Source organism: Streptomyces sp. NPDC059477 (assembly GCF_042749375.1).
Lineage (GTDB): Bacteria > Actinomycetota > Actinomycetes > Streptomycetales > Streptomycetaceae > Streptomyces.
The window spans coordinates 40,741-43,602 of sequence record NZ_JBHYUG010000058.1 but is presented as its reverse complement, the minus strand read 5'-3'; the positions used below and the strand labels follow the sequence as shown (position 1 = coordinate 43,602).

5 protein-coding genes are annotated in these 2,862 nt (G+C 70.1%); 3 read left to right on the top strand and 2 right to left on the bottom strand.

Translation table 11 applies throughout. The features are described from left to right. Positions 1 to 119 precede the first annotated feature (119 nt). Positions 120 to 275 carry a hypothetical protein gene (locus tag ACFXAZ_RS26105; protein ID WP_384595940.1) on the top strand — a complete coding sequence of 52 codons (156 nt, stop codon included), beginning with the start codon at positions 120 to 122 and terminating at the stop codon, positions 273 to 275. Positions 276 to 331: 56 nt separating this feature from the next. Here ACFXAZ_RS26105 and ACFXAZ_RS26100 read toward each other — a convergent pair whose 3' ends face one another. Together ACFXAZ_RS26100 and ACFXAZ_RS26095 are read right to left on the bottom strand one after the other, a co-directional pair. After that, positions 332 to 871 (bottom strand): flavoprotein, encoded by a 540-nt coding sequence (locus ACFXAZ_RS26100; RefSeq protein WP_384595937.1) that lies wholly within the window; start codon positions 869 to 871, stop codon positions 332 to 334. Further along, positions 868 to 2,079: a helix-turn-helix domain-containing protein gene (locus ACFXAZ_RS26095; RefSeq protein ID WP_384595935.1), complete on the bottom strand. Its 1,212-nt coding sequence runs from the start codon at positions 2,077 to 2,079 to the stop codon at positions 868 to 870. The genes ACFXAZ_RS26100 and ACFXAZ_RS26095 overlap by 4 nt, the downstream gene beginning before the upstream one ends. 101 nt (positions 2,080 to 2,180) lie before the next feature. Between ACFXAZ_RS26095 and ACFXAZ_RS26090 the strand changes: the two genes are divergently transcribed. Next, on the top strand, positions 2,181 to 2,513 hold the full coding sequence (locus tag ACFXAZ_RS26090) for a hypothetical protein (RefSeq protein WP_384595932.1): 333 nt from the start codon (positions 2,181 to 2,183) through the stop codon (positions 2,511 to 2,513). Further along, positions 2,510 to 2,668, top strand: a complete 159-nt coding sequence (locus tag ACFXAZ_RS26085) for a hypothetical protein (RefSeq protein WP_384595965.1) — start codon at positions 2,510 to 2,512, stop codon at positions 2,666 to 2,668. The genes ACFXAZ_RS26090 and ACFXAZ_RS26085 overlap by 4 nt, the downstream gene beginning before the upstream one ends. Positions 2,669 to 2,862: the final 194 nt, after the last annotated feature.

Sequence of the window (2,862 nt, the reverse complement as noted above, 5' to 3'; positions counted from 1 at the left end):
GGTCACCACGACCGTGGCAGGGGGCGTTCTGTCGTTCCGGTATGACGATTCCACTCACACGGGGGGCGCGCGCCGTGATCGCTGCGCGTGCGCCTCTGCTGCGCCGCTATCAACGTCTCATGATCAAGTCAGTTCTTCGTGGCCTCGCTGCCGCTGCTCTCGCTGCTACGTCCCTCGTCGTCATCCCGTCGCCCGCCCAGGCCGCCGAGTCCGCTCGTCTGGGGGTGGCGGTCGGGTGCACGGACACGGTGGTCGAGTGGGAGGTCGCCCCGTAGCTGCCCGTCGTGGCGCCCCTCTCGCCTTCGGGCGGGAGGGGCTTTTCGTCGTGCCCTCAGGAACCGGTCAGCCGCCGCACGCCCGCGAGCGCTCGGTTCCACGGGTACGCCTTCGGGTTCCCCTGCTTCGGGGGGTGGGACTCGTACCCGTTCGCCCCGTCGAGCACGAGCACGCCCTGCTCGCGCAGCGCCGCGATCGACCGCGCCACCGCAGGCTGCGCGCCCTGCGCCCGGTTGAAGTACGGCATGACCACGACCGGCACACCCATGTTCACGCCCTCGGAGGGCAGGCCGATCGCGAGGGTGTCGGAGATCCCGGCGCCCCACTTGTTCAGGGTCGTGCACGACACCGGAGCGACGAGCATCGCGTCCGCCTTCGGCAGTGCGTCTGATTCCCACGGGAGTTTGTACTGGGAGCGCACCGGATGCCTGGTCAGGTCGATCAGTTCTTGCCTGCGCGGCTCCCACCAGCGCGCTGCGGACGGAGTGAGGACGAGGCACACGTCCCAGCCGTCGGCTTGCGCGGCACGCACGCCGTCATCGATGTACTGGGTAGGACCTGCGGCGCAGGCGATCATGTAGAGCACTCGGGTCATGCGCGCAGTCCACAGCCCTTGGCCAGCGTGCGCAAGTCGTCGCTGGGGTTCAGGGTTACGCCGACGATGTCCTTCAGCAGGTTCACCGTGTCTGGCCTGCCGCGAACGTCCTCGGGCGCCAACTTGTCCGCCTCCAGTAACTCCTTGGCGGCAGCTTCCTTGCGCCGCGTCAAGAGCGAAGCGCGTGCCATCGCAACGTGATGCCCTGCTCGCCGTTCTCGGCTCAGCCCGGTGAGCGCCTCCGGGTCCAGATCATCGGCAGCTTCGAGTGCTGACCAGCCGTCCTCGAACCGGACCAGCATGTCTACCCGGTGCAGACCGACGTTCGTCGGCCCGAACATCGTGTAGTCCTCGTCAAGGTCGCCGCCCTGCCGCTTGGCCACGTCCTTGGCCTCGTCTACGAAGCCGCTCGCCGCGTCCACCCGCGCCATGGTCCGCTCCTGCGAGGACGCGGCGTGCGCAGCGGACAGGTACAACATGCCGAGCGTCGACAGCCCCAACGCCCCGCGGTCCGCAAGGTCTCCTTGGAGTCGTCGGGCTGACGTCGTGGCGAACTCCACCGCAGCATCGGGCCGCTGCTGGTGGACGAGGCTCTTCGCGATACGTCGCGCGGAGGCCCCTATCTGTACCGGGTCGCCTGACGACTCGGCTGCGGCAAGCGCGCGATCGGCTGCAAGGGCGGCCGGAATGGAGGCGGCTGCACCGTACTTGTGAAGGTACGAGGTGACCAGTTGGTAGACGCGTGACAGGAGTGCCTGGGCGGCGGACTGGGAGCCGACGGGCGCAGCGTGTGCTGCCCGCGTGGCACCGGCGATCAGGGCGGGGAGTTCCCGTGCGAGGGTGGTGTAGTGGCACGCCTGGAATGCTTCGCAGCAGTAGGTGAGCCTCCGTTGCAGGACGGTCGCCGCTGGTGGCGGGTCGTCGGCGTCGGTCACGTAGAGGGCATCGATGACCGCGTGGGCTTCGACGGGGGGACTGCTGCCTGTTGGCGGCGGTGGGCTGTCGGACAAGAGTTGCTCCAGTGGTATGCGCAGCACTTCAGCCGCGCGCACCAAGACCGACAGGCGCGGGTCCTGCTGGCGTTTCCCGCCCTCGATGTCCTGTACCCATCGCTTCGTCTGTCCCATGAGCAGGCCGAAGTCGGTTTGGGTGAGGCCGCGCCCGGTCCGCCAGTAGGAGATGCGGCGGCCGATACCCGAAGTGTCCACGAGGTGCCCCCGATGCAAGGCACGCGCTTTGCGTGCCTACCCCTGTTGTACCGCGTTCTACGGTCCATTTGTGAAGGGATCACCCGACCGTGGAGGCCCTGATGACGAGCACCACCCACTCCATCCCGGCCTCCGTGCTGGATCTACTCGCGCTGCCCGCCCTCGCCGTGCTCACGCCGGACCAGGAACGCGGCGCGGTCTGCGTCTGGGGCCGGAGCGAGGCCCCGCTCAACGCGAAGACGGCCATCAACCTCGGCCAGCAGCAGACCGACGGCCGCCACTGGTTCCCCCGCGCCTGCCACCGCCACACCACCTCGCACGCCTACCGCGCCCTGCTGGACCACGCCCCCCTCTGCGAGCAGTGCGTCGACGACGCGGGCGCCTGTCAGATCGGTGTGACCCTGCGCCGACTGATGCGCGAGGGACGTCGATGATCTGCCAGCGATGCGGCAAACCGATCAAGCCCGGTGAGCCGTACGACCAGCTCGACAACCCCGGCGCATCCCGGGGCGGCTGCACCATCTACCTCCACCAGGCCCAGTGCCCGAATGCGTACACGCGGACGTACCCGGAAGGCCGCCGCCCCTGAACCGCCGTCCGCCCCTTCAGGTCGGCGGGGGGCGGGCCGCATGCTCCGCCGGGCCCGCGCGGGGGCCCCCCGCCCGGGCGGGGGGGGGCGCCCCCCGGCCCGCGGGGGGCGCGGCCGGGGGCCCCACCGCGGCCGTGGATCTCGGTGGAGGCCGGGCCCTGCGCGGTGAGGCCGTTGCCGGACAGGGCGATCTG

What these genes read in the sequence shown, in the direction of transcription:
- ACFXAZ_RS26100 (WP_384595937.1), bottom strand. Translation starts at nt 871, where the DNA reads ATGACCCGAGTGCTCTACATGATCGCCTGCGCCGCAGGTCCTACCCAG.
- ACFXAZ_RS26085 (WP_384595965.1), top strand. Translation starts at nt 2,510, where the DNA reads ATGATCTGCCAGCGATGCGGCAAACCGATCAAGCCCGGTGAGCCGTAC.
- ACFXAZ_RS26090 (WP_384595932.1), top strand. Translation starts at nt 2,181, where the DNA reads ATGACGAGCACCACCCACTCCATCCCGGCCTCCGTGCTGGATCTACTC.
- ACFXAZ_RS26105 (WP_384595940.1), top strand. Translation starts at nt 120, where the DNA reads ATGATCAAGTCAGTTCTTCGTGGCCTCGCTGCCGCTGCTCTCGCTGCT.